The sequence below is a fragment of the Streptomyces sp. NPDC001858 genome (genome assembly GCF_053594615.1).
Map to the genome: position 1 here is coordinate 92,292 of NZ_JBSFEV010000032.1, position 24,015 is coordinate 116,306.

Sequence of the window (24,015 nt, forward strand, 5' to 3'; positions counted from 1 at the left end):
CCGCCGCAGCTGAGCACCCGACGCACCGGAGCACCCGACACCCCACCCGCAACGAAGGGCACGGCACAGACGATGGCACGGACGAAGACGGCCGGCGACGGCAGCGGCCTGGTGGAGATGTCCTGGGACCCGATCACCCGGATCGTGGGCAGCCTGGGCATCCACACGAAGATCGACTTCAAGCAGAAGCGGGTCGCGGAGTGCTACAGCACCTCGTCGGTCTTCCGCGGCTACAGCGTCTTCATGCGCGGCAAGGACCCCCGCGACGCGCACTTCATCACCAGCCGCATCTGCGGGATCTGCGGCGACAACCACGCCACCTGCTCGGTGTACGCGCAGAACATGGCGTACGGCGTGAAGCCGCCGCACCTCGCCGAGTGGATCATCAACCTCGGCGAGTCCGCGGAGTACATGTTCGACCACAACATCTTCCAGGAGAACCTGGTCGGGGTGGACTACTGCGAGAAGATGGTCCGGGAGACCAACCCCGGCGTCCTCGAACTCGCCGAGCGCACCGAGGCCCCGCACGCCGCCGAGCACGGCTACCGCACGATCGCCGACATCATGCGCTCGCTCAACCCCCTCGAAGGCGAGTTCTACCGCGAGGCCCTCCAGGTCAGCCGGTACACGCGGGAGATGTTCTGCCTGATGGAGGGCCGCCATGTGCACCCCTCCACGCTCTACCCGGGCGGCGTCGGCACGGTGGCCTCCGTGCAGCTCTTCACCGACTACATGAGCCGCCTGATGCGGTACGTCGAGTTCATGAAGCGCGTCGTCCCCCTGCACGACGACCTGTTCGACTTCTTCTACGAGGCGCTGCCCGGCTACGAGGAGGTCGGCCGCCGCCGCGTCCTGCTCGGCTGCTGGGGCGCCCTCAACGACCCCGAGTACTGCGACTTCACCTACGCCAACATGACGAACTGGGGCCGGCGGATGTTCGTCACCCCCGGCGTCATCGTGGACGGCAAGCTCGTCACCAACGACCTCACCGAGATCAACCTCGGCATCCGCATCCTGCTGGGCAGCTCCTACTACGAGGACTGGCAGGGCCAGGAGCAGTTCGTCACCCACGACCCGCTCGGCAACCCGGTCGACCCGCGCCACCCGTGGAACCAGCACACCATCCCGGCCCCGCAGAAGCGGAACTTCGACGACAAGTACAGCTGGGTCATGTCCCCGCGCTGGTTCGACGGCAAGGACCACCTCGCGCTGGACACCGGCGGCGGCCCCATCGCCCGCCTGTGGTCCACCGCCCTGTCCGGGCTCGTCGACATCGGGTACGTCAAGGCCACCGGCCACAGCGTGGTCATCAACCTGCCGCGCACCATGACCAAGCCGGAGACCACCTTCGAGTGGAAGATCCCGAAGTGGTCCAACGCGCTGGAGCGCAACCGCGCCCGCACCTACTTCCAGGCCTACGCCGCCGCCGTCGCCCTGCACTGCGCCGAGCAGGGCCTCGCGGAGGTCCGCGCCGGACGCACCCAGACCTGGGAGAAGTTCGAGGTCCCGGACGAAGGGCTCGGCGTCGGCTTCACCGAGGCCGTCCGCGGCGTCCTCTCCCACCACATGGTGATCCGCGACGGCAAGATCGCCAACTACCACCCCTACCCGCCCACCCCGTGGAACGCCAGCGTCCGCGACTCCTACGGCACGCCCGGCCCCTACGAGGACGCCGTGCAGAACACCCCGATCTTCGAGGAGAACACCCCGGAGAACTTCAAGGGCATCGACATCATGCGCGCCGTCCGCAGCTTCGACCCCTGTCTGCCCTGCGGCGTCCACATGTACGTCGGCGGCGGCAAGACGGTGAAGACCATGCACGTGCCCACCGGCCTGAGCGGACTCGGCGGATGAGCGCGAGCCCGTCGGCGGCGGCCCGGCCGGCCGACGCCGAGCAGACCGGGCGCCGGATCGAGGAGGTCCTGGACAAGCTGGCCGCGAGCGGCGACCCGCTCGCGTCGGCCGCGGCCGAGGAACTCGTCCGCTCCCTCATGGACTTCTACGGCTCCGGCCTCGCCCGCGTCGTCCAGCTGTTGTCCGCCGCGCCCGCGGGCATTCCCGGGACGCTGCTCGGCGACGAACTGGTCGCGAGCCTGCTCGTCCTGCACGACCTGCACCCCGAGGACCGCGACGCCCGGATCGCCCGGGCCCTCGACAGCGTGCGCGAACACGGCCTGGAGGCCGTGGACTTCGACACGGCGAGCGGCGCCCTGCGGCTGCGCTCGCGCGCCTCCGGCGGCTGCGGCTGCGGCTCCGGAGCCGATGCCCAGGAAGCCGCGCGGGCCGCCCTCGCCTGCTTCGCGCCGGAGGTCACGGCGGTGGTCGTGGAGTCGGCGCCCGCACTGCTCCAGATCGGTACCGGCCCGGTGGGGAGCCGATGAACGCGCTGGGCCTGCGCAGATTCCTCACCGAGCGCCCGCCGCAGCCCGAACGGTGCGAACTGTGCGCGGTGCCCGTGCCCGGCGACCACCGCCACCTCGTCGACACCGAGAAGCGCGCCCTCGCCTGCGCCTGCACCGCCTGCGCGCTGCTGATGGAAACGCCGGGCGCCGCCGCGGGCCGCTTCCGCGCGGTCCCGGACCGCTTTCTGACCGACCCTGCCCACCGCCTCGACGACGGTGCCTGGGACGCGCTCCAGATCCCGGTCGGCGTCGCCTTCTTCTTCCGCAACGCCGCCCTCGACCGGCTGGTCGCCCTCTACCCGAGTCCGGCCGGCGCCACCGAGAGCCAACTCGAACCGGCCGTCTGGACCGAGGTCCTCGGCGGCAGCCGGCTCGCGGAGCTCCTCGAAGCGGACGTCGAGGCGCTGCTCCTGCGCCGCACCGAGGGCCGGATCGAGTGCCATCTCGTCCCGATCGACATCTGCTACGAACTCGTGGGCCGCATGCGGCTGTTGTGGCAGGGCTTCGACGGCGGGGCCGAGGCCCGGGCCGCCCTGGACGCCTTCTTCGACGAGGTCGGGCGGCGGGCCCGACCGGTGGAGGAGGCGGTCCGACCGTGACCGAGTTCTCCTTCGCCTGCACCGGGGTCCGCGCCGACCGGTACGCGGCCGGCCCGACCCTCGTCTTCCGGCTGCGCGTCACGGCCTCCCGGAACGCCCCCGTGCACGCCCTCGCGCTGCGCTGCCAGCTCCGCATCGAACCCGCCCGCCGCGGCTACACGTCCGCCGAGGCCGACGGCCTGAGCGACCTCTTCGGCGAACGCTCCCGCTGGGGCAGCACGCTCCAGCCGGTGCAGTTCGCCCAGGTGCCGGTGATGGTGCCCTCCTTCACCGGGGAGACCGACGTCGATCTCGTCGTCCCCTGCACCTACGACATGGACATCGCCGCCACCCGGTACCTCACCGCCCTCGCCGACGGAGAGGTCCCGCTGCTGATGCTCTTCTCCGGCACGGCGTTCACCGGAGCCGCCGGCTTCCAGGTCGAGCCCGTCCCATGGGACCGGGAGGCGAACTTCCGGATGCCGGTCGCCGTATGGCGGGAGATGCTCGAACAGCACTTCCCCGGCTGCGGCTGGATCCGACTCCCGAGCGACACCATGGACGCCCTCCTCGCCTACCGCTCCCGGCACGCGCTGCCCTCCTGGGAGGCGACGCTGAAGGCGCTGCTGGACCACGCCGACCCGTCTGCGCCCGATCCGTCTGCGCCCGACCCGTCCGTGCGCGACCCGTTCTGTGCGCTCACCGGAAGGACCGACCCGTGACCGTGACCGCGTTCGCCCCCGAGACGGAGGAGCGGTTCGCCCTCGCCCGGCAGGTGGCCGACGCCGTGCTCTTCGAGGGCTATGTGCTCTACCCGTACCGCGCCTCGGCGGCCAAGAACCGGCTGCGCTGGCAGTTCGGGGTGCTCGTGCCGCCCGGCTGGGGCGCCGAGTGCGAGGAGCACGACTTCCAGTACACCGAGTGCCTGATGGAGCCGAAGCCGGGCGCGACCCTCGCGGTCGAGGCGCGCTTCCTGCACGCCCGGCGGCGCACCGTGCAGCGGCTCCGCCCGGACGGCGACTACGAGACGGTCCCCGAACTCCGCCTCGACGACCGGGTGCTGGTGCCCTGGGACGAGGGCGTCGAGGAGCGCGTCGAGGTCGTGGCGCAGGTGACGGACCTGCTCGGCGACGGCGTCACGCACCCCTTCCGACGGCCCGCCCGGGAGGACGCCCAACCGGTCCTGGACGCCGCCGGCCGCACCGTCGGCCGACTGGTGCGCCGGTGCGAGGAGATCAGCGGGCGGATCAGGCTGTCCGCCCGCGAACTCGACGGCCCCTACCGCACCCTGCGGCTGACCGCGGTCGTCGAGAACACCAGCGACTGGACGGCCCCCGAAGGGCGCGGCGCCGACCGGGACGCGGCACTCCCGCACTCCCTGGTCTCCGCCCACCTCCTCATGGCCCTCAGCGCCGGATCGTTCCTCTCGATGACCGATCCCCCCGAGTGGGCCAAGGGCGCCGCCGCCGCGTGCCGCAACCTGCACACCTGGCCCGTGCTCGCGGGCGAACCCGGCCGCGCCGACCTCGTGCTCTCCTCGCCGATCATCCTGGAGGACCACCCGGCCATCGCCCCCGAGAGCCCGGGCACGCTCTACGACGCCACCGAGATCGACGAGATCCTCGCGCTGCGCACGGCCGCCCTGACCGACGAGGAGAAACGCGAGGCCCGGGGCACCGACGAGCGGGCCGCCGCCGTGATCGACCTCGCGGACTCGATGCCGCCGGAGGTCCTGGAACGCCTGCACGGCGCGGTGCGCAGCCTGCGGGAGGTCACCGGGGAGCCCGGGGAGATCAGGGAGACGACGCCCGGCTTCCCCGACGAGCACGGGGTGCAGCGCCCGGACACGCCCTGGTGGGACCCGGCGAGCGACGCGGGCTTCGACCCCGAGCAGGACACGGTCGTGGTCGACGGCCGGCCGGTGCGCAAGGGCAGCCGCGTGGAACTGCGGCCCGGCCTGCGCCACACCGACGCCCAGGACCTGTTCCTCCAGGGCCGCGCCGCGACCGTCGAGGCGGTACTGCACGACGTCGACGGCACGGTGCACCTGGCGGTCACCGTCGAAGGCGACCCCGGCGCCGACATCCGCCGCGCACAGGGCCGCTACCTCTACTTCCAGCCGGACGAAATCGTCCCCCTGGACGGCCGGCCATGACCCGCACCCTCGTCGCCGGCATCGGCAACATCTTCCTCGGCGACGACGGCTTCGGCGTCGAGACCGCGCGCCGGCTGACCGAACGCCAACGGACGCAGCGGCGACTGCCGCCGCACGTCGAGATCGTCGACATCGGCGTGCGCGGGGTGCACCTCGCCTACCAGCTCCTGGACGGCTACGACACCCTCGTCCTCGTCGACGCCACGGCCCGCGGCGAGGCCCCCGGCACCCTGTACGTGATCGAGTACGACGGCCCCGGCGACACCGCCGAAGGAGCCGCGCCCGCGATCGACGGCCACCGGATGACCCCCGACGCCGTCCTGGCGCTGCTGCACACCCTCTGCGCAGGGACCGGGGGCGAGCCGCCGCGGCACGTCCTGATCGTCGGCTGCGAGCCCGCCTCGGTGGCGGAGGGCATCGGCCTCAGCGCCCCCGTGTCGCACGCCGTGCCCGAGGCCGTGCGGCTGATCGAAGAGCTGCTGCGGGGCGGCGCCGAGCCGCCCGTGGCGCAGGCCTCGACCGATGGGGCCCCGACCCGAGGAGAGACGGGATGAAGAAGATCATCGCTGGTGGGGCGGCCCTGGTCGTGGCCGTCGTGCTCGTCGAGATGCTCCCCGACGTCCGGCGCTATCTGCGGATCCGACGGATGTGAACCAGAGATCCGGTGGGGCGAACGGCGTACCCACCCGGCCGGTCACGGCGTGCCTGGCCGCCGGACCCGGAACCCGCATCTGTAATGAAGTCGGTTCCGGGAGGACGGAGAGACCGACCCATGCACGAGATGTCCGTGGCGCTCGCCGTCATCGACCAGGTGGAGACGGCCGCCGCCGAGGCGGGAGACGTCACGGCGGTGCGCTCGGTCCGGCTCCAGGTGGGCGAACTGGCCGGCGTCGTACCCGACTCGCTCGCCTTCTGCTTCGAACTGGCCTGTGCCGGAACCCTGCTGGAAGGCGCCGAACTGGTCACCGAAACGGTGCCCGGACGGGCCCGCTGCACGTCCTGCGCGCACACCTGGGCCGTCGGCATGCCGCCCCGGCTGACCTGTCCCGCGTGCGGCGGGACGCAGACCGATCTGCTCGCGGGCCGGGAGCTGAGCATCGTCGGCGTGCGCTGGGACGCCGGCGGCGAGCCGACGACGGCGCGCCCGCCCACCCGCGAACCGATCTCCGAGGAGTGCTGAACCATGTGTCGTGCCGTCGACCTCCGGCAGGCCGTACTCGCGAAGAACGACGCCGGCGCCGAGGCGCTGCGCGGCAACCTTGCGGCCCGCGGCACCACGATCGTCAACCTGCTGTCCAGCCCCGGCAGCGGCAAGACCGCCCTGCTGGAACGCGAACTGCTGCTGGCCCGGGAACGCTCCCTGCCGGTTGCGGCACTGACCGCCGACCTCGCCACCGAGAACGACGCGGCCCGGCTGGCCCGTTCGGGAGTCCCGGTCAAACAGGTCCTCACCGACGGACTGTGCCATCTGGAGTCCGGCATGCTCGCCGGGCACCTGGTGGGCTGGCTGCCCGACGACACCCGGCTGCTGTTCGTGGAGAACGTCGGCAACCTGGTCTGCCCGGCCTCCTACGACCTGGGGGAGACGCTCCGCGTCGTCCTCGCGTCCGTGACCGAGGGCGAGGACAAGCCGCTCAAGTACCCCACCGCCTTCGGTCTCGCCCAGCTGGTGGTGATCACCAAGACCGACATCGCCGCGGCCGTCGAATTCGACGAGGACGCCTTCCGCGCGCACGTGGAACAGGTCAATCCGGGGGTGGAGATCGTCCGCACCTCGGCGCGCCGGGGGGAGGGGGTAGGCGCGGTGCTCGACCGGGCGCTCGTGGCGGCCTCGGGAGCGCCCGTCCACCAGCCGGTCATGGCCCGCGCACCGCATGCACATCCGCACCCGCACCCGCACCCGCATGCGCATGCGGGCGGCGGCGATCTGGCCGACCTCCCCTCGTGAGCACCCCGGCGCTGCGTCGGCGGGTGGTGGTCCGGGGCGTGGTGCAGGGCGTGGGTTTCCGGCCCTACCTGTACGGCCTCGCCACCGAACTCGCCCTGGTCGGGCATGTGACCAACACCCCGGAGGGCGTCGTCGCCGAGGTGGAGGGCAGTTTCGCGGCCGTGGCCCAGTTCTGCGACCGGATCGCGGCGCAGGCGCCGCCGCTGGCCCGGGTGGAGTCCGTCCACCACCAGGAACTGGCGGCGGCGGGAGGCGAGGCGTTCACCATCCTCGCCTCGCGCGGGGGCGGCCCGGCCCGTACGCTCGTCTCCCCGGACACGGCCACCTGCGCCGACTGCCTCGCCGAGCTGGCCGACCCGGCCGACCGGCGGTACCGGCACCCCTTCGTCAACTGCACGCACTGCGGCCCGCGTTTCACCATCGTCACCGGCGTCCCCTACGACCGCGCCCACACCACCATGGCCGGCTTCCCGATGTGCGCGGAGTGTGCCCGCGAGTACGGCGATCCGGCCGACCGGCGCTTCCACGCGCAGCCGGTCGCCTGCCCGGAGTGCGGGCCGAGGCTGCGGCTGGTCGGCGCGGGCGCGGACGCGGGCGGCGGCGATCCGGTCGCCGAGGCGCGGGCGTTGCTGGCGCGTGGCGCGATCCTCGCCGTGAAGGGGCTGGGCGGCTACCACCTGGCTTGCGATGCCACGGACGACGACGCCGTGTCCCGGCTGCGGCTCAGGAAGGCGCGCGGGGACAAGCCGTTCGCGGTCATGGCCAGAAGCGCGGACGATGTCGAGCACCTGGTGCGCCTCGGCCCCGAGGAGCGGCGGCTGCTGGAGGACCCCGCCCGGCCCGTCGTGCTGCTGCGCCGACGCGCCTCGCCGGTGGCCGCCTCGCCGGTGGCCGCATCGCAGGTGGTCGCGTCGCCGGTCGCCGCGGCCGTCGCGCCCGGCAGCCCCGACCTCGGCGTGATGCTGCCGTACACGCCCCTGCACCACCTGCTGCTCGGCCTGCCCGGCGACCCGGACGGCCCTCGGCTGCTGGTCATGACCAGCGGGAACGTCTCCGGGGAGCCGATCGTCATCGACGACGCCGAGGCGCTGGAGCGGCTCGCGCACCTGGCCGACGCCTGGCTCGTGCACGACCGGCCGATCCACGTCCCCTGCGACGACTCCGTGGTCCGCGTGTGCGACGGGGAGCCGCTGGTGATCCGCCGGTCCCGCGGCTACGCACCGCTGCCGGTCACCCTGCCGCTGCCCGTCCGGCCCGCCCTCGCCGTCGGCGGCGACCTGAAGAACGCCTTCTGCCTCGGGGCGGACCGCAGGGCGTGGCTGTCGGCGCACATCGGTGACATGGACGACCTCGGCACCCAGGCCGTCTTCGCCCGCGCGGTGACCCAGCTGGAGTCCATCACCGGCGTGCGGCCCGAGGCCCTGGTGGCCGACCGGCATCCCGGATACCGCTCCGCACAGTGGGCCGACCGGAACGCGGCCGCCCGGCCCGTCGTACGCGTCCAGCACCATCACGCCCACATCGCCGCCGCCATGGCCGAACACGGGCTGGACGGCGGGCGGCGGGTGATCGGGGTCGCCTTCGACGGCACCGGTCACGGCGACGACGGGGCCGTGTGGGGCGGCGAGTTCCTGCTGGCCGACTACGACGGGTACACGCGGTTCGCGCATCTCGCCTACGTTCCGCTGCCCGGCGGCGACGCGGCCGTGCGCCGGCCGTACCGGATGGCGCTGGCGCAGCTGCGGGCGGCCGGTCTCGGCTGGTCGGCCGACCTCGCCTGCACGGCCGTCTGCCCGCCCGACGAACTGCGCGTTCTGGAACGGCAGTTGGAGCGCGGGCTGAACTGTGTCCCCACCTCCAGCATGGGTCGGCTCTTCGACGCCGTGTCCTCGCTCGCCGGGGTGTGCCACCGGTCCGGCTACGAGGCGCAGGCCGCCGTCGAGCTGGAGAACGCCGCGCTGGGCGCACCCGCCGGGGACGCCACGGCGTACGTCTTCGGCCTGCGCTCGCCCGGGGACGGCCCCGTGGAGGCCGACCCGGCGCCGGTGCTCGCGGCGATCGTCGCCGATCTGCGGGCGGGCATGCGACCCGCCCTGGTCGCGGCCCGGTTCCACCGGGGCGTGGCGGGCCTGGTGCGCCGGGTCTGCGGGCGGGCGCGGGAGCGGCACGGGCTGGACACGGTCGCCCTGACGGGGGGCGTGTTCGCCAACACACTGCTGTCCTCGGCCTGCGCCGCTCTCCTGCGCGAGGACGGCTTCACGGTCCTGCGACACCGCCTGGTGCCGCCCAACGACGGCGGGCTGGCCCTCGGCCAGCTGATGGTGGCCGCCCGTGCCCGTGCCCCTGTCGCCGACGCCGAAGCCGTCGACGCAACCGATGCCACCGACTGACCAAGACGTGCCACAGCGAGGAGAGGCCCATGTGCCTGGCGGTACCCGGCAGAGTGCTGGACATCGAGGAACGGGACGGCACCCGGATGGCCACCGTCGACTTCGGCGGGGTGGTCAAGGAGGTGTGCCTGGAGTACCTGCCGGACCTGCGGGTCGGCGAGTACGCCATCGTCCACGTGGGGTTCGCCCTGCAACGGCTGGACGAGGAGTCGGCGAAGCAGACCCTCGAACTCTTCGCCGAACTCGGCCTGCTCCAGGAGGAGTTCGGCGATCCCTGGGAGACGGTGCCGGAGGCCGGCGCGGGCCCGGTGGAAGAGGTGAGCAACCAGTGAGGTACATCGACGAGTTCCAGGACCCGGACCTGGCGCGCCGGCTCCTCGACGACATCCACGCCACGGTGACCAGGCCGTGGGCGCTGATGGAGGTCTGCGGCGGCCAGACGCACAGCATCATCCGGCACGGCATCGACCAACTCCTCCCCGAGGAGGTCGAGTTGATCCACGGACCCGGCTGTCCGGTGTGCGTGACCCCGCTGGAGGTCATCGACAAGGCGCTGGAGATCGCCTCCCGGCCGGGCGTGATCTTCTGCTCCTTCGGCGACATGCTCCGGGTGCCCGGCACCGGCCGGGACCTGTTCCAGGTGCGCGGCGAGGGCGGCGACGTACGGGTCGTCTACTCGCCGCTCGACGCGCTGCGGATCGCGCGGCAGAACCCGGACCGCGAGGTGGTGTTCTTCGGCATCGGCTTCGAGACGACGGCCCCGCCGAACGCCATGACCGTCCATCAGGCCCGCAAACTGGGCGTCCGCAACTTCAGCATGCTGGTCTCCCATGTGCGGGTGCCGCCCGCCATCGAGGCGATCATGTCCTCGCCGAGCTGCCGGGTGCAGGGCTTTCTCGCGGCCGGGCATGTCTGCAGCGTCATGGGCATGGCGGAGTACCCGGAGCTCGCCGAGCGGTTCCGGGTGCCGATCGTCGTGACGGGCTTCGAGCCGCTCGACATCCTCGAAGGCGTACGCCGGACCGTGCGCCAACTGGAACGCGGCGAGCACACCGTCGACAACGCCTACGCCCGCGCGGTCCGCCCGGAGGGCAACCCGGCCGCCCAGGCCATGCTGGAGGACGTCTTCGAGGTCACCGACCGTGCCTGGCGGGGCATCGGGGTGATCCCGGACAGCGGCTGGCGACTGTCGCCGAAGTACCGCGACCACGACGCCGAGCACCGCTTCTCGGTCGAGGGCATCCGGACCGAGGAACCGGCCGAGTGCCGCGCCGGCGAGGTGCTCCAGGGGCTGCTCAAGCCGCACGAGTGCGAGGCCTTCGGCACGCTGTGCACCCCGCGGACGCCCCTGGGGGCCACCATGGTCTCCAGCGAGGGCGCCTGCGCCGCCTACTACCTCTACCGGCGGCTCGACCTGCCCACCGCGACGGCCCGGGAGGCGACCCCCGTTGTCTGACACCACCGACCTCCCCGCCCCGGCCACCGCCCCCGCCCCGGCGACCGCGCTGGACATCGAGGCGTGGACCTGTCCCGCGCCGCTGCGCGACCGGCCCCGGGTGGTCATGGGCCACGGCGGCGGCGGGGTCCTCTCCGCCGAACTCGTGCAGCAGATCTTCGCTCCCGCCTACGGCGGCGCGGTGCTCGCCCAGCTGGGCGACGCCGCCGCCGTGTCCCTGGGCGGGGCCCGGCTGGCGTTCTCCACCGACTCCTTCGTGGTGCGGCCGCTGTTCTTCCCCGGCGGCAGCATCGGCGACCTCGCCGTCAACGGCACGGTCAACGACCTCGCCATGAGCGGCGCTCGCGCGGCCTACCTGTCCTGTGGGTTCATCCTGGAGGAGGGCGTCGAGCTCGACGTGGTCGCCCGGGTCGCGAAGGCCCTGGGCGCGGCGGCCCGCACCGCCGGCGTCGAGGTGGCCACCGGCGACACCAAGGTCGTCGAGGCCGGGCACGGCGACGGGATCTTCATCAACACCGCGGGCATCGGGCTCGTCCCCGAAGGCGTCGATCTGCGCCCGCAGCGGGTCGTCCCCGGGGATGTGGTGATCGTCAGCGGGGCCGTCGGCGTCCACGGTGTGGCGATCATGAGCGTCCGCGAGGGCCTGGAGTTCGGGGTGGAGATCGAGAGCGACTGCGCGGCGCTCGGCGGTCTGGTCGACGCCATGCTGGCCGTCACCCGGGATCTGCACGTGCTGCGCGATCCCACCCGGGGCGGCCTGGCAGCGGCCCTCAACGAGATCGCCAGGGCGTCCGGAACGGGCGTCGTCGTCCGGGAACGCGCCGTCCCCGTGCCGCCGGCCGTGGCCAACGCCTGCGCCATCCTGGGCCTGGACCCCCTGTACGTGGCCAACGAGGGCAAGCTGGTGGCCTTCGTCCCGCGCGAGCACGCCGAAGCCGTCCTCGCGGCGATGCGGGCCCATCCGCTGGGCGCGGACGCCGCCGTCATCGGTGAGGCCGTCGAGGCGCATCCCGGCATGGTGGTGGCCCGGACCGGGCTGGGCGGCACCCGGGTGGTCGACCTGCCGATCGGGGAGCAACTGCCCCGGATCTGCTGAGAGCGGCGCGGCCCCCGGGGCCTACCCCCGGCGGGGTCCGCACGGGGTCCGGACGGCGGGTCGTGCGGCGGGCTGTGCGGGGCCGCAGCGGTCGCGGGCGGCGTCCGCGGCGAGGACGTCCTCCAGCTGCGCGGTATCACCGGACCGGGCAGCCGCGAGGAAGGCCTGGACGAGACGCCGATGCGCGGCCGCGTCCACCGGCTGCCTGCCGCGATCGGCGGCGAGCCGCTGGTGGGCGCGGGTGTTCAGCTGCCTGGAGTTGGCGACGGTGAGGCTCAGGAGCTCGGAGATCCGGTCGTACGGGTAGCCGAATCCCTCCCGCAAAACGTAGGCTGCCCGTTGACTGGGCGTGAGTCTCTCCATCAGGAGGAGAACCGCTTCCTCGACAGCGTCCTGCTGCTCTACCAGCACTTCTGGGGTCTCATGGATGTCTGTGCGTTCCGGGAGCCAAGGAGTGGCGCAGGACTCCCGGCGTCTCCAGGCGGACTGGACGACGTTGATCGCCAGCCGGGCGGTTGTCGTCCTGAGCAACGCCGACGGATTCAGGACGACCGTTCGGTCGGTGCCCTGCCAGCGCAGCCAGGCCTCCTGGACGACGTCCTCGGCCTCGTTCGCGTTTCCCACGATCCGGTTGGCGATCTTGAGCAGCCCCGGTATGTCGCGGACGAACACGTTCGTCGCCCCTTCCAGGTCGCCGACCATCGGGTCGGCCGCACGGCCGACCCGCTCGCGAACTTGTCCGGCTGGGGCGGTGTACCTGTCCACGACCAGCTCCTTCGTTCGGGGGTCCGGGGGGTGAAGGCTGGTGACAACCAGCCTTACGCCCGGACGCACTCCCGCGCACCCCGGGGAGGCCGTGGTCGGCTTCGTGGTCGTACCCGGGCGGGTCCGTGGCCGGACGCCGGCCGACCCGCCTCACCTGCGGAGACACGAGGCGGAGTGAGGCCTGTGCGCCGCTGCACCGGGGTGTGCGGCGCGGTGGGGGCGGGCAGGTCGCGGCTCGGAGTACCGGTGCGGAGGAGGCTGCCATGACGGACCGTGGTCCCAGAGTCGGCTTCCTCGGGCGGCAGGAGGAGTGCCGCGCCCTCGACGGCCTCCTGGAAGGCGCCAAGGGCGGGCGCAGCGCGGTCCTGGTCCTGCGCGGCGAGGCGGGGATCGGCAAGACCGAACTGCTGAACCACCTCTTCGAGCGCTCCACCGCCTGCCGCGTCGTCCGCGCCGCCGGCGTCCAGTCCGAGATGGAGCTGTCCTACGCCGGCCTGCACCAGCTCTGCGCCCCCCTGCTGGCCGGCCTCGACCACCTGCCCGAGCCCCAGCGCGACGCGCTGCGCACGGCGTTCGGGCTGCGGGCGGGCAGCGCGCCCGACCGGTTCCTGGTGGGCCTGGCCACGCTGAGCCTGCTCGCGGACGCCGCCGGGGAGCAGCCGCTGGTCTGCCTCGTCGACGACGCCCAGTGGCTGGACCACGTGTCGGCGCAGACCTTGGCGTTCGCCGCCCGCCGGCTCTTTGCTGAATCGATCCTGCTCGTGTTCGCCGTCCGCGAGCCCACCGCCGGCGAGATCCTCGCCGGTCTCCCCGAACTGCCGGTGCGAGGGCTGACCGAGAGCGACTCCCGGACCCTGCTCGACCTGGTCGTCACCGGCCCCCTGGACCAGCGGGTGCGCGACCGGATCATCGCCGAGACGCGCGGCAACCCGCTGGCCCTGCTGGAGCTGCCTCGCGGGCTGTCCACGGTGGAGCTGGCCGGCGGCTTCGGGCACCCCGACGCACAACCGTTGGCGGGCCAGATCGAGCAGGGCTTCCTGCGCCGCGTCCAGTCGCTCCCGGCCGGGACCCAACGCCTGCTGCTGACCGCCGCCGCCGAGCCGGTCGGCGATGTGCCGCTGCTGCGGCGGGCGGCCGCACTGCTGGGCATCGACCTGGAGACGGCCGCGGTGGACGCCGAGGCGTCCGGGCTGATGACGCTAGGCACCTGGGTGCGCTTCCGGCACCCGCTGGTGCGCTCGGCGGCCTACCGCTCGGCCGACCTGTACGACCGTCGCGAGGTGCACAGAGCCCTGGCGGAGGCCACCGACGCCGGGCTCGATCCCGATCGTCGGGCCTGGCATCTGGCCCGCGCGACCGCGGGACCCGACGAGAGCGTGGCCGCCGAACTGGAGCGCTCGGCCGGCCGCGCCCAGGCGCGGGGCGGAGTCGCCGCGGCGGCGGCCTTCCTCGACCGGGCCGCCGAACTGACCCCCGACCCCGTCCGGCGAGGCACCAGACAGCTGGCGGCGGCCCAGGCCAAGTACCAGGCCGGCGCGTTCGACGCCGCGCGCGAGCTCGCGGACGCGGCGGAGCTGAGCGCCCTCGACGAACTGGAGGCCGCACAGTCCAAACTGCTGCGCGGCCGGATCATGTCCGCCTCCCGGAGCGCGGGCGCGGGCATCCCGCTGATGCTCGAAGCGGCCAAGCGGCTGTGGCCGCTCGACGCCCGGATCGCCCGGGAGACCTACCGGGACGCGATCTACGCGGCGCTCACCGCCGGCCGGCTGCCGAACGGCGGCGTCCTCGAAGTGGCCCAGGCCGTGCTGAACGCCCCGACGCCCGTCGAACCGACCCGCGACGATCTGCTGCTGGACGGCGTCGCCCGGATGATCACGGACGGCTACGGCGTCGGCGCGCCGCTGGTGCTCCGCGCGCTGCGTGAGTTCCGCACCGACGAGGTCTCCCGGGGCGAAGGGCTCGGCTGGCTCCCGCTGGTCTGCCGGATGGCCCACAGCACCTGGGACTTCGACACCTGGTCCGTGCTCTCGGCGAGGCTGGTCGACATGGCACGCGAGACGGGCGCCCTGTCCGTGCTGCCGTCGGCGCTGCTCCTGCGGCTGTCGAACCGGGTCTTCGCCGGCGATCTGGCGGGCGCCGAGTCCCTCGTCGTGGAGTCGTCCGCGATCGGCGAGGCCACCGGCAGCAGCTTCTTCGCGCACTACAGCGCCCTGGTCGTCGAGCCGTGGAAGGGCCGGGAGTCCGCGACCCGGCAGGCGATCGACGCCATCACCCAGGACCTGATGCTGCGCGGGGACGGCAAGGTGAACACCGCCACGCAATGGGCGGCGGCCGTGCTCTACAACGGCCTCGGCCGCTACGAGGAGGCCTTCGCGGCCGCCCGGCGCGGCAGCGAGAACCCCCAGGAGCTCGGCCTGTCGATCCAGTCCACGGCCGAGCTCGTCGAAGCCGCGGCACGACTCGGCCGACCGGCGGAGGCCGCCGAGGCCGTCCAGCGGATCGGCGAGATGGCACAGGCCGGCGGCACCGACTGGGCCCTGGGCGTCTCGGCCGTCGCCCGCGCCCTGGTCAGCGAGGGGAAGGTCGCCGACGCCCTCTACCGGGAGGCCGTCGAGCGGCTCGGCAACACCCAGGTGCGGATGGACGCCGCCCGCGCCCGGCTGCTCTACGGCGAGTGGCTGCGCCGGGCGAACCGCCGCGCCGACGCCCGCACCCAGCTGGGCACCGCGCACGAGATGCTCAGCCACATGGGGGCCGATGGCTTCGCCGAACGTGCGCGACGCGAGCTCCAGGCCACGGGGGCGAAGGTCCGCAGACAGCGCACCACGGCGACGCAGGCGGCCCTCACCCCGCAGGAAGCGCAGATCGCCCGACTCGCCGGCGAGGGGCTCACCAACCCCGAGATCGGCGCCCAGCTCTTCATCAGCCCCCACACGGTCGAGTGGCACCTGCGCAAGGTGTTCTCGAAACTCGGCATCGCCTCCCGCAAGGAGATCGGGACCCTGCGGGAGGAGGGCGGGGCGTCCTGCGCGTAGCGGTCCGCCGGGGCCGCCCGATCAGTAGGTGACCGGTAGCTCCAGCAGGCCGCGGGCGCGCATCGACGGCCGGCGGCGCAGTGCGTCCGGGGGCACGGCGAGGGACAGCCGGGGGAATCGGTCGAGGAGGGCGGCGAGGGCGATCTCGGTCTCCAGCCGGGCCAGGGGCGCGCCCAGGCAGTAGTGGATGCCGTGGCCGAGGGCGAGATGGCCGGTCGCGTCGCGGCCGAGGTCGAGCCGGTCGGGATCGCTGAACCGGGCCGGGTCGCGGTGGGCGGCGGCGAGGCCGAGCAGGACGGTGTCGCCCGCGGGGACGGTGACGCCGCCGATGGTGAGGTCCTCGGTCGGAAAGCGCCGGATGGCGAGCGGCGCCGGGCCGTCGTAGCGGGCCAGTTCCTCCACTGCGGGCCCGAGCAGACCGGGGTCCGCGCGCAGGGCGGCCAGTTGGCCGGGGTGGCCGAGGAGGGCCACGGTGGCGTTCCCGATGAGGTGGACCGTGTTCTCGTAGCCGGCGAAGAGGATGAGGAAGGCGAGCGACATCAGCTCGTCCTCACTCAGCCGGTCCGCGCCGACCGCTTCGCCGTCCGCCTTGCCGTTCTTCCTGCCGTTCGCCTCGTCGTCGTTCTCGTCGTCGTTCCTCTCGTCGCGTACCGCGATCAGGGCGGACAGGAGGTCGTCGGCCGGGTTCTGGCGCTTGTCGGCGATGAGCCGGGTGAAGAACGCCAGCATGCTGCCCACGGCGTGCTTCGCCCGGGACGGCTCCGCCGGGTCCGGGGCGACCAGCGCGTCGGTCCAGGACCGGAAGTCCCGCCGGTCGTGCGGGGGCACGCCCAGCAGATCGCAGATCACGGCGATGGGCAGCGGCGCGGCGTACGAGGCGATCAGGTCGGCGCGGCCGAGCGGTTCGATCGCGTCGAGCAGCGCGTCGGCGGTCTCCCTGATGGGTGCGCGCAGGGCGGCGACGCGGCGCGGGGTGAACGCCCGGGAGACCAGGCGCCGGATGCGGGTGTGGTCCGGCGGGTCCATGTTCAGCAGGTTCGCGTCCAGCGCCGGCGGCAGCGCGAGTCCGCGGTAGCCGCCGGGCCTGGAGTTGCGTTTGTCGAGCGAGAGCCGGGGGTCGGCGAGGGCCCGGCGTACGTCGTCGTAGCGGGTGACCAGCCAGGCCGGCAGCCCGTCCGTTCCGGTGATGCGGTGGACGGGCCCCGCCTCGCGGAGCCGGGCGTACGCCGGGTACGGGTCCGCGATGAGCTGGTCGTGCTCAACCAGGGTCGTCTGACCGGGTGTTGTGGTGGACATGCGCCCAGCCTAGGGACCTTCCGCGCCGCCCGGGACCAAGGGGATCACGCCCCCGACTAGGTCCCGGGCGGGCGGTCGGCCGGGTCAGCGGTAGCAGGTGGTGACGCCGGGCCGCCACGGACAGGCGAGGGCGGCGAAACCGCCGTTGCCGACGATGTCCGCGCTCAGCGTGTCGCCGTTGCGCAGGACCCTGCTGTCCTGGACGAGCCCCTCGGCGCCGTCCTGGATCGTCTGCACCAGCCAGCGTCCCGGCCCGAGGTCCACCGGTACCTCGGCGGTGCGGGCGGCGCCCGCGTACACCCCTCCGATGAACCAGCGGTCGCCGCTGCGGCGGGCGACGACGGCTTCCTGGCCGGGCGCCCCGGCGAGCAGCCGGGTGTCGTCCCAGGCGGCCGGGACCTGGTCGAAGTAGGCCCGGGCGAGCGGCCGTTGGTCGTACGACGCGGGGGTGCCCGCGAACATCTGCAGGCCCGACTCGTAGGCGACGGTGAGCCCGACCTCGGCCGCGTCGGAGTTGGGACGCAGACCGACGCGCTGGAAGGCGCCAGGGGTGAAGTCCATGGAACCGAGGACGTTACGGGTGAACGGCAGGGTGGTGAGGTGGGCGGCGGTGTTGGTGCGCTTCTCCTCGCCGGCGACGCTCTCCAGGGTCATGACGTGCGGCCAGGTGCGCTGGATGCCCTTGGGGAGCGTGGAGCCATGGAAGTCGATCATGAGGTGGTGGGCGGCGGTCTCCGGGAGGATGGCGTCGTACCACTGGAGCATGGACTGCGCCTCGGAGTCCATGAAGTCGATCTTGACGCCCTTGACGCCCCATCGCTCCAGCGTCGGCAGCCACTGGGCGCGTTCCTCGGCCGTGTCGAGTTCGCGCTGGTGGATCCAGACGATGATCCCGACGCCCTTGGCGCGCGCGTACTCCACGAGTTCCGGCATCCAGCTGTTCGTCTGCCAGTCCGGGTCGGTGGTGTCCCATGCGTCGGTCTTGAAGTACCAGCCCGCGTCGACGGCCTCGTAGGGCCAGTTCCGTTCGGCTGCGTAGTCGACGTACGCCTTCTGCGCCGCCAGGCTCTGCCCGGCCTCCTTCCCGCCCGCGAGCCAGGTCCACAGCACGGTCCCGGGCCGGATCCAGGAGCGGTCGGCGACCTTGGAGGCGGGGGCGAGGTCGTCGGTGAAGGTGGACCGGGTGACGGTGGCGAGGTCGCCGGTGACCATCGCCCGCCAGGGGGTGGCGAGTCGGCCGTCGGTGCGGACCCGCTGGTCGGCGAGCTGGATCCGGTAGCCGCTGCTGCCCTGGGTGTGGGCGAGCCGGGCACCGGAGTAGGCGCCGGTGAGGTCGGACTCGGCGAGCAGGGCGTAGCCGCCGGGCGTGGCGAAGAGCGCCTGCGGCGAGTACGCGCCGGTGGGGGCGCTCGCGGCGGTGTGCTGGACGAACTGGCCCTCGTTGTCGACCCGGTAGGTGCTGAGCCAGGCGCTCGCGTCCGGCGGCAGGTTGAAGGCGGAGGTCTCGCCGAGCACGTCTCCGTACCCGCCGGGCAGGACGTAGCGGTAGGCGACGCCGTCGGCGGAGGCGCGGACGACGAGGTCGAGCCGGGCGCCGGCGGCGGAGGCGAACGACAGCCGGGTCTCGTTCATACGGACCTTGCGGTCGAGCCGTTTCCCGGACTTCGCCCGGTAACTCTCCTCGATCCGGCGGTCCTTGCGGTGCAGGAAGCGCAACCCCTGGGACAGGTCGGCCTGTTCGGTGACGATGCCGACGGGCGACGGTTCGAGGACCGTGCGGCCGTCCCGGGACACCGTCAGACTCAGTGAGCCGGTGGTGTCGTCCAGGGATATCTGCGCCCGCGGCGCGTGGGCCGCCGCGGACACGGTCCATGCGCGCTGGTGCGCACCGGAGTCCTGCTCCGCCCTCGCGGGCGCGGTCGTGAAGAGCGTGGCCAGCAGCCCGGTGCAGAGCGCGGCGACCGCGGTCCTGATCGGAACAGCCATGAAGAACCTCTCTGTTGTACGTGCGTACGGACGGCCGTTCGGACGGCCGGGAATCCGGTCGGTCGGGAATCCGGTCGGTCGGACAGCCGGTCGGTCGGACAGCTGGTTACGGCAGTCCCCAGGCCGGGCCCGGTTCGCTGACGGCGACGGGCGCGATGACGAGGTCGGGCCGGGAGCCCGTGTGGACGAGCACCTCGCGGCCCCGGGGCAGGTCGATGGCGAGGGTGCCGTCGCCCAGGTCGTGGGTGCGGGCCGGGGAGCCGTCGTCCAGCACGGCGGTGACGCGGCCGGTGAGCCCGTGCCGGAGCCTGAGCGGCTCGCCCGCCAGGCTCTTGACGCGGATGAACCGGGTCGCCCCCGCCTTGCGGACGGCGCTGACCAGGAACGCGCCCTGGGTGCGGAAGTCGTGCAGCGTGACGTCCGCCCAGGTGGCCGGGACGGCCGGGAAGACGCGCACGACGCCGCCCCAGCTCTGGCAGAACATGTCGTGCAGCGACTGCGAGGCGGACAGCGGCGTCTCGATGACCGGACCGGCCTCGGTGTAGTGCGTGTTGGGGCGGCACGGGTAGCGGGTGCTGGTGTCGAAGAACTTCCGCAGGTAGGCGATCGCGGTGTCGCCGTCGCCGGTCATCGCGTACAGCGAGGCGGCCCCCGTGTAGCTGTAGCCCCGGTGGGACCCGGTCAGCGAGTGCCAGTGCTCGACGGACTTCGTGATCAGCTCACGGTTCTCCGGCTGGTCCCAGTTGACGAGGTACAGCGGGTACACCATCAGCAGATGCGAGTAGTGCCGGTGGGACTGCGCGTACGGGGTGTCGGCGCCGATCATGAAGCCGTTGTCGTCGACCGGGTACGGCGTGAGCTTGGCCAGCACCTCCTGCCAGCGCGGGGCCAACTCGTCTTCGACGCCGAGCAGTTCGGCCGACTCGAGGAGCGTCTGGCAGCCCCACCGGATGAGGGCCAGGTCGTAGTTGGTGTCCTGCGGCGGCACCACGGGGTACTCGGGGGAGAGCGTGCTCGGCAGATGGAGGCGGCCGTCGCTGCCCGGGGTGAGGAAGTGCAGGTAGTAGTTGATCGTCCGGCGCAGCACCGGGTAGATCGTGTCGCGTAACAGGGCCCGGTCCATGGAGTGCCGGTACGACAGCCACACGTTGTGCAGCGCCCAGGCCAGGTCGCCGGTCTCGGCGCCGGTGCCGGGCCGGCCCACGCCCCGGTTGGCGAACATGTCGGAGCTGCGGCCCACGCCCGAGCTGTCCGCGCGGTAGGCGGCGGGCACGTTGGCGATGAGCTGTTCCTGGTTCTGCCGCAAGGTGGTGGCGAGGGCGTCGAGTTCGAGGTGGTTGGAGCCGTGGATCAGCCAGTATTCCAGCTGGATGTTGAGGTTCCACCACACCGCGGGCCACGGCGTCGGCTCCAGCCACGGCCCGCAGGTGGCCATGACGGGGCCGTCCGCGCGGCTGGCGGAGGCGACCTTGTAGAGCTGGATCCAGTGGAAGCTCTGCAGCCGCTGATCGGGGAACGAGACGAAGCTCTTCGGGTAGAACGCGTGCCACCAGCGGGTGTGCCGGCGCCGCAGCGTGCCGTACGACCCCGCGCGGCGGAGGTTGCGCAGCGAGTCGGCCTCGGCGGCGGTGTCGGAGGGCGAGCTGTGCCCGACACTGAGCAGCAGTTCGTCGTCGGTGCGGCGGTAGGAGGTCGCGGTCTGTCCGCCGCCGACGAGGGGCTGCAGCACCTGCTCGACGCCGTCGGCGGTGGTCCGGGTGGTCCAGGGCGGGTTGGCGGTGTAGCCGGCGGGCGGGGCCTCGCTGATCTTCCGGGGGCTGATCGCGTCCTCGGGGCGGAACGTCCAGACGACCCGCTCGTCGCCCTCGGCCGTCACCCGGACGGCCAGCACCTCGTCGTGGATGAGGGCGGCGAGGGTGAGCGTGCCGGCGCTGGTGGTGACGGTGCCGGTGAGCTCGGCGTTCCACAGGCTCAGCCGCCAGTCGACGGCGGTGATCGCGCCGACCGGTTCGAGGGTGAGGTGGCCGACCGGCAGCCGGCAGGTGCCCCAGCCGCTGCCGAACTCGGGCCGGTGGTCCTGAACCTTGCCGTGCTGGACGGTGAAGCGGATCTGGTTCGCGCCCGGTTCCTGGTAGACCATGCTGCCCAGCAGCCCGTCGCCGAGGAACGGACCCTCGTACCAGCGGGTGGGCAGTGTGCTCCACAGGAGGTCCTGGTCGCGCAGGAACCGGCTCCAGGATTGGTCGGAGGTCATGCTGTCGCGGAGCTTCCAGGGGCGCCGGTCGTGCGCGGTCCCGGCGTCGGCGGCCGCTTCGGCGGTACCGGGCAGTGCGGCGACCGCCGCGCCGCCGAGAGCAGTGCCGATCACCGCTCTGCGGGGCAGGCCTGAGGGGTTCCCCGACTGCGAGGTCATCATCGTCCTCCAGATCTGACGGATCATCGATACAGCGGATTCATCGGATACATCGGGTGTATGTCGGGACCGTAGGGAGGGTTCACGGACATGTCAAGGGTTCAAGTCCTTGACTCCTCCGATGTATTGGAGTTGTCTGCTGGCGTGTTCCTGACATGGTCCATACCTGGGAAAGGACGCGCGATGAACCGGAGAACCCTCTTACGGGCGGGCGGCGGACTGCTCGCCGGCGGTGTCATGACGGCGGCGGCGACCCCGTCCGCCGACGCCGCGCCCGCCGCCGACCCGACCGACGGCTGGACGCAGACCGCGTTCACGTACAGCTGGCAGAAGCCCTGGAACCTCGACCTCGCCGACCGGCACAGCTACAGCGGCGGTGTCCACCGCATGTGGGTGTACGCCACCGACGAGCCGTTCCAGGAGGACAGCACCACGGACCCGCGCACCGAGATGCGCTGGAAGAACGACTACACGACCGGCAATCGCATGTGGGACGCCGACGTCTATCTGCCGTCCGGCAGCGACGGCGCGTCGTTCGTCCAGATCCTGCGCGGAGTCCATCCCGCGGGCACCCCGGCCACCGACATCATGCTCAACGTCTACAACACGAGCGGCGGCACCGTGCGGCGCTACGACGGCACCGTGCTCAAGACGAACGCGTACGACACCTGGTTCAACGTGAAGATCGCCCACCAGGCGACCAGCGGCACCGGAACCGTCAAGGTCTACTTCGACGACTCGCTCGTCCTGACGGTCGCCGACCGGGGCCCCGCCACCCGCTACTTCAAGAACGGCGTCTACAACCACGGCTCCGGCCGCGTCGAGGCCCGCTTCCGCAACATCCTCTACTGGACGCGGTGACCCGACCGGGCGAGAGGGGCTGCTGACCGACGCCCGCCGAGGCCGACTGTCACCGCCTGTGTCCACTCCCGTACAGTCCGTGTGATCGGTGCTCCGCCACGGCCGGGCACACGGGTCGACCAGGAGAAGAAACATGGACACCGAAGCCGGACTCGGCTCCCTCTCGCCCGCCGCCACCCCCGCCCCCACCTCCGCTCCCGCCCCCGCTCCCGCGGCGGGGCGGCCCCTCCCCGAAGCCGACCCCGCACTCGTGGCCGGCTGGCGCGCCGGGGGAGGCGAGCTGGTCGAGCTGCTGGCCCAGGTGCGCGAGCGGCTCGGCGGGGTCGCCGCCGTCCGCCTCGGGCCGGCCGCCGCCCCCACCGTGCTCGTCACCGACCCGCAGGCGGTCCAGCAGGTGCTCGCCCGGCACCCGGACCGGTACGTCAAGCGCTCCCACCGCGCCCGGCTGCTGATCGGCGACGGCGTCCTCGCCGCCACCGGCGCCGCGTGGAAGCGCCAACGCCGCCTGCTGCAGTCCCAGTTCACCGGCCCCGGGATGCGCCGCTACGACCAGCGGATCAGCGCGGCCGCCCGGACCACCGCGGCGCGCTGGGAGGGCTACGCCCGCACCGGACAGAGCTTCGACGTCGGCCGGGAGATGCGCCGCTTCGCCGTGGACGCCATCTGGCGCTCCCTCACCGGGCACCCCCTCGACGACGCGACCGAGCGCGAACTGGGCGCCGTGGCCGCCGTCGCGACCGCCCTGCCGACCCTGCCCGCCGACGCCACCGACGCCCGGGACGCCGTGGCCGCCGATCTCGCCCGGATCGACACGGTCGCCCGGCACGCCATCGAGGCCGCCCGCGGCGGGGCGGCGGGACCCGACGGCCCGGGTCTGCTGCACGTCCTGACCGACGCCGCCGCCGAGCACCCCGAGTACACCGACCGGCTGATCCGCGACGAGCTGGTCACCCTGCTGGTGGCCGGCCACGACACCACCGCCACCACGCTGACCTGGCTCTACCTTCTTCTCGACCGCCACCCGCAGGCCCGCGCGCAGGCTCTCGCCGCAGGCGGCGAAGACTCGACCGAGCGCCGCCAGGCCCTCCAGGCCCTCGTCCACGAGACGCTGCGGCTCTACCCGGCCGCCTGGATCCTGCCCCGCCACGCCACCGAGGACGACACCCTCGCCGGCTACACCGTCGAGGCGGGCGCCGACCTCCTCGTCAGCCCGTATCTCACGCACCGCGACCCCGAGCTGTGGCCCGACCCGGAGCGCTTCGACCCCCGGCGCTTCACCGTCCCCGACCGCCGCCCCACCCACCCGGGCGCCTACTACCCCTTCGGCATCGGCCCCCGCGCCTGCGTCGGCCTGCAGTTCGCGCTCCGCGAATCGACCGTCCTGCTGGAACACCTGCTGCCGGCCCACACGCCGGTCTTCTCCGCCACCCCCACCGGCACGACCTTCGGCATCACCGTCCGCCCCGACGGCCCCGCCACGGCGACGCTGGAACCGGCCCGCGGCTGACCGCGGGCCCCGAGCGCCCGCAGTGCGCGGGATGGCCATTCACCTGGACCGGTCGGTCAACAACGACGGCCTCAAGCTCGACAAGCAGCGCCACCTCCAGCCCATCTGGGGCCTGGGCAACGACGTA

General features: G+C 73.0%; 20 protein-coding genes. 16 read left to right on the forward strand and 4 right to left on the reverse strand.

Features of this window, described 5'->3' with window-relative positions; all coding sequences use genetic code 11:
* Nucleotides 1–72 precede the first annotated feature (72 nt).
* The 13 genes from ACWCPF_RS33910 (at nt 73) to hypE (ending at nt 12,025) form a co-directional block, all read left to right on the forward strand.
* Nucleotides 73–1,854, forward strand: coding sequence for a nickel-dependent hydrogenase large subunit (locus ACWCPF_RS33910; protein WP_451048929.1), 1,782 nt, complete (start codon nt 73–75; stop codon nt 1,852–1,854).
* Nucleotides 1,851–2,381 carry a hypothetical protein gene (locus ACWCPF_RS33915; protein ID WP_451048930.1) on the forward strand — a complete coding sequence of 177 codons (531 nt, stop codon included), beginning with the start codon at nt 1,851–1,853 and terminating at the stop codon, nt 2,379–2,381. Before ACWCPF_RS33910 ends, ACWCPF_RS33915 begins: the two co-directional genes overlap by 4 nt.
* Nucleotides 2,378–3,001, forward strand: a complete 624-nt coding sequence (locus tag ACWCPF_RS33920) for a DUF5947 family protein (RefSeq protein ID WP_451048931.1) — start codon at nt 2,378–2,380, stop codon at nt 2,999–3,001. The genes ACWCPF_RS33915 and ACWCPF_RS33920 overlap by 4 nt, the downstream gene beginning before the upstream one ends.
* Entirely contained in the window at nt 2,998–3,702 is a 705-nt protein-coding gene (locus ACWCPF_RS33925) for a DUF6084 family protein (RefSeq protein WP_451048932.1), read from the forward strand. The genes ACWCPF_RS33920 and ACWCPF_RS33925 overlap by 4 nt, the downstream gene beginning before the upstream one ends.
* Entirely contained in the window at nt 3,699–5,135 is a 1,437-nt protein-coding gene (locus ACWCPF_RS33930) for a hypothetical protein (RefSeq protein WP_451048933.1), read from the forward strand. Before ACWCPF_RS33925 ends, ACWCPF_RS33930 begins: the two co-directional genes overlap by 4 nt.
* Nucleotides 5,132–5,689, forward strand: coding sequence for a hydrogenase maturation protease (locus ACWCPF_RS33935; protein ID WP_451048934.1), 558 nt, complete (start codon nt 5,132–5,134; stop codon nt 5,687–5,689). Before ACWCPF_RS33930 ends, ACWCPF_RS33935 begins: the two co-directional genes overlap by 4 nt.
* Nucleotides 5,686–5,787 (forward strand): DUF6893 family small protein, encoded by a 102-nt coding sequence (locus tag ACWCPF_RS33940; protein ID WP_451048935.1) that lies wholly within the window; start codon nt 5,686–5,688, stop codon nt 5,785–5,787. Before ACWCPF_RS33935 ends, ACWCPF_RS33940 begins: the two co-directional genes overlap by 4 nt.
* A 120-nt stretch (nt 5,788–5,907) precedes the next feature.
* Nucleotides 5,908–6,315, forward strand: a complete 408-nt coding sequence (locus ACWCPF_RS33945) for a hydrogenase maturation nickel metallochaperone HypA/HybF (RefSeq protein ID WP_451048936.1) — start codon at nt 5,908–5,910, stop codon at nt 6,313–6,315.
* Between the two features lie 3 nt (nt 6,316–6,318).
* Complete coding sequence (gene hypB, locus ACWCPF_RS33950) at nt 6,319–7,083, forward strand: hydrogenase nickel incorporation protein HypB (protein ID WP_451048937.1); 765 nt, start codon at nt 6,319–6,321, stop codon at nt 7,081–7,083.
* Nucleotides 7,080–9,473, forward strand: a complete 2,394-nt coding sequence (hypF, locus tag ACWCPF_RS33955) for a carbamoyltransferase HypF (protein ID WP_451048938.1) — start codon at nt 7,080–7,082, stop codon at nt 9,471–9,473. The genes hypB and hypF overlap by 4 nt, the downstream gene beginning before the upstream one ends.
* A gap of 29 nt (nt 9,474–9,502) precedes the next feature.
* Nucleotides 9,503–9,805: a HypC/HybG/HupF family hydrogenase formation chaperone gene (locus tag ACWCPF_RS33960; RefSeq protein ID WP_451048939.1), complete on the forward strand. Its 303-nt coding sequence runs from the start codon at nt 9,503–9,505 to the stop codon at nt 9,803–9,805.
* Nucleotides 9,802–10,929, forward strand: a complete 1,128-nt coding sequence (gene hypD / locus ACWCPF_RS33965; protein ID WP_451048940.1) for a hydrogenase formation protein HypD — start codon at nt 9,802–9,804, stop codon at nt 10,927–10,929. The genes ACWCPF_RS33960 and hypD overlap by 4 nt, the downstream gene beginning before the upstream one ends.
* Entirely contained in the window at nt 10,922–12,025 is a 1,104-nt protein-coding gene (gene hypE / locus ACWCPF_RS33970; RefSeq protein WP_451048941.1) for a hydrogenase expression/formation protein HypE, read from the forward strand. Before hypD ends, hypE begins: the two co-directional genes overlap by 8 nt.
* Before the next feature lie 21 nt (nt 12,026–12,046).
* On the opposite strand, the gene ACWCPF_RS33975 is transcribed toward hypE, so the two are convergent.
* Complete coding sequence (locus ACWCPF_RS33975) at nt 12,047–12,790, reverse strand: sigma factor-like helix-turn-helix DNA-binding protein (RefSeq protein ID WP_451048942.1); 744 nt, start codon at nt 12,788–12,790, stop codon at nt 12,047–12,049.
* A gap of 263 nt (nt 12,791–13,053) precedes the next feature.
* Between ACWCPF_RS33975 and ACWCPF_RS33980 the strand changes: the two genes are divergently transcribed.
* Nucleotides 13,054–15,825: a helix-turn-helix transcriptional regulator gene (locus ACWCPF_RS33980; protein ID WP_451048943.1), complete on the forward strand. Its 2,772-nt coding sequence runs from the start codon at nt 13,054–13,056 to the stop codon at nt 15,823–15,825.
* A gap of 21 nt (nt 15,826–15,846) precedes the next feature.
* Here ACWCPF_RS33980 and ACWCPF_RS33985 read toward each other — a convergent pair whose 3' ends face one another.
* From ACWCPF_RS33985 to ACWCPF_RS33995, 3 genes are all read right to left on the reverse strand, one after another.
* Nucleotides 15,847–17,121, reverse strand: coding sequence for a cytochrome P450 family protein (locus ACWCPF_RS33985; RefSeq protein ID WP_451048944.1), 1,275 nt, complete (start codon nt 17,119–17,121; stop codon nt 15,847–15,849).
* A gap of 84 nt (nt 17,122–17,205) precedes the next feature.
* A complete protein-coding gene (locus ACWCPF_RS33990; RefSeq protein WP_451048945.1) occupies nt 17,206–19,107 on the reverse strand; it encodes a glycoside hydrolase family 97 catalytic domain-containing protein in 1,902 nt (633 codons plus the stop codon).
* A 106-nt stretch (nt 19,108–19,213) separates the two neighbouring features.
* Entirely contained in the window at nt 19,214–21,520 is a 2,307-nt protein-coding gene (locus ACWCPF_RS33995; RefSeq protein WP_451048954.1) for a glycosyl hydrolase family 95 catalytic domain-containing protein, read from the reverse strand.
* A 183-nt stretch (nt 21,521–21,703) separates the two neighbouring features.
* Between ACWCPF_RS33995 and ACWCPF_RS34000 the strand changes: the two genes are divergently transcribed.
* Together ACWCPF_RS34000 and ACWCPF_RS34005 are read left to right on the forward strand one after the other, a co-directional pair.
* Nucleotides 21,704–22,381 carry a polysaccharide lyase family 7 protein gene (locus ACWCPF_RS34000; protein ID WP_451048946.1) on the forward strand — a complete coding sequence of 226 codons (678 nt, stop codon included), beginning with the start codon at nt 21,704–21,706 and terminating at the stop codon, nt 22,379–22,381.
* Between the two features lie 133 nt (nt 22,382–22,514).
* Nucleotides 22,515–23,888, forward strand: a complete 1,374-nt coding sequence (locus ACWCPF_RS34005) for a cytochrome P450 (RefSeq protein ID WP_451048947.1) — start codon at nt 22,515–22,517, stop codon at nt 23,886–23,888.
* Nucleotides 23,889–24,015: the final 127 nt, after the last annotated feature.

Coding starts and splice junctions, on each gene's coding strand:
- ACWCPF_RS33910 (WP_451048929.1), top strand. CDS start 73: ATGGCACGGACGAAGACGGCCGGCGACGGCAGCGGCCTGGTGGAGATG.
- ACWCPF_RS33945 (WP_451048936.1), top strand. CDS start 5,908: ATGCACGAGATGTCCGTGGCGCTCGCCGTCATCGACCAGGTGGAGACG.
- ACWCPF_RS33920 (WP_451048931.1), top strand. CDS start 2,378: ATGAACGCGCTGGGCCTGCGCAGATTCCTCACCGAGCGCCCGCCGCAG.
- ACWCPF_RS33995 (WP_451048954.1), bottom strand. CDS start 21,520: ATGACCTCGCAGTCGGGGAACCCCTCAGGCCTGCCCCGCAGAGCGGTG.
- hypB (WP_451048937.1), top strand. CDS start 6,319: ATGTGTCGTGCCGTCGACCTCCGGCAGGCCGTACTCGCGAAGAACGAC.
- ACWCPF_RS33985 (WP_451048944.1), bottom strand. CDS start 17,121: ATGTCCACCACAACACCCGGTCAGACGACCCTGGTTGAGCACGACCAG.
- ACWCPF_RS33980 (WP_451048943.1), top strand. CDS start 13,054: ATGACGGACCGTGGTCCCAGAGTCGGCTTCCTCGGGCGGCAGGAGGAG.
- ACWCPF_RS33960 (WP_451048939.1), top strand. CDS start 9,503: ATGTGCCTGGCGGTACCCGGCAGAGTGCTGGACATCGAGGAACGGGAC.
- ACWCPF_RS33915 (WP_451048930.1), top strand. CDS start 1,851: ATGAGCGCGAGCCCGTCGGCGGCGGCCCGGCCGGCCGACGCCGAGCAG.
- ACWCPF_RS34005 (WP_451048947.1), top strand. CDS start 22,515: ATGGACACCGAAGCCGGACTCGGCTCCCTCTCGCCCGCCGCCACCCCC.
- ACWCPF_RS34000 (WP_451048946.1), top strand. CDS start 21,704: ATGAACCGGAGAACCCTCTTACGGGCGGGCGGCGGACTGCTCGCCGGC.
- ACWCPF_RS33935 (WP_451048934.1), top strand. CDS start 5,132: ATGACCCGCACCCTCGTCGCCGGCATCGGCAACATCTTCCTCGGCGAC.
- ACWCPF_RS33990 (WP_451048945.1), bottom strand. CDS start 19,107: ATGGCTGTTCCGATCAGGACCGCGGTCGCCGCGCTCTGCACCGGGCTG.
- ACWCPF_RS33940 (WP_451048935.1), top strand. CDS start 5,686: ATGAAGAAGATCATCGCTGGTGGGGCGGCCCTGGTCGTGGCCGTCGTG.